The following is a 907-nucleotide window of genomic DNA, read 5'->3' as shown; positions in this document are numbered from 1 at the left end:
CCAAAAATAATGATGCTGTCAATAAGATAGAGTTGCCGGTAAATCTCTCTTTATATGGAATTACAAAAGGAGATGAAAACAATAAAAAAAGGAGGACTTAAAAACATGGAAAAGCACATTCTATTTGCAGAAACGGCGTTGGTAAGAGAACTGAGACGGATGTACAGAAATTCACTATATTATTTTGCTGACACAATGGCTGAAACTCCCAAGCACGTGAACCATTAGTTTTCCTATCGATGTGCTTAAATCTATATTTTCAGAGAGTGATATAAACGCCACATCATTTTCTGTAAAGAGATTTAGCAGAAACATCAGGTTTTTTAGAGAACGTGCAAGTCTATCCATCTTATAGCAAATAACAGCACAAAAGTCTTTGTTTTTAACCCCCTCAATCAGTTTATCGAGTGCCGGACGTTTATCTTTAGCACCAGAGACTCCGACATCTACGAATTCGACAACCTCATCGTATCCTTTCCCTTTGGCATAGTCTCTTAATGCATCCATTTGAGTAGAAACGTCTTGCTTATCAACAGTGGATACTCTCCCGTATATTGCTGCTTTCATGTTACACACTCCCTTCTTCAAATTCATCGTCATCTCCACCCTCTGTTTTAGACATTTTGATAACGATATAACTGTGATGGTTGAGGTATAACTCGTAAGGATACTCGCTTTTACACATCATGCACTGTATCTTAAATCTTTCTGGTTGTTGAATTTTTGAACATTCAAAAATATTATGTTCTTTCATCAAAATATTATTTTGAGTTTCTTCCCCCAAATCCTCGTTCTCATCAATGTTGCCTAATTCCTTCACACTAAAACTGCGGAGTTCTGTTTTTATCAGTGACCGCTTCAGCGCCAAATGCGCCCTTAAGTGCCTCAGCTAATGTATTCATTTCAA

At 37.2% G+C, this 907-nt stretch carries 2 protein-coding genes; both read right to left on the bottom strand.

Annotated elements, in window-relative coordinates; genetic code table 11:
* Nucleotides 1-174 precede the first annotated feature (174 nt).
* Nucleotides 175-567 (bottom strand): recombinase family protein, encoded by a 393-nt coding sequence (locus tag H7844_16040; GenBank protein ID MEO5358787.1) that lies wholly within the window; start codon nucleotides 565-567, stop codon nucleotides 175-177.
* 1 nt (nucleotide 568) lies between these two features.
* Nucleotides 569-820: a hypothetical protein gene (locus H7844_16035; protein ID MEO5358786.1), complete on the bottom strand. Its 252-nt coding sequence runs from the start codon at nucleotides 818-820 to the stop codon at nucleotides 569-571.
* Nucleotides 821-907 lie beyond the last annotated feature (87 nt).

Source organism: Nitrospirae bacterium YQR-1 (assembly GCA_039908095.1).
GTDB lineage: Bacteria > Nitrospirota > Thermodesulfovibrionia > Thermodesulfovibrionales > Magnetobacteriaceae > Magnetomonas.
The sequence above is the reverse complement of the archived record's forward strand: the minus strand, read 5'-3'. Positions and strand labels throughout refer to the sequence as shown.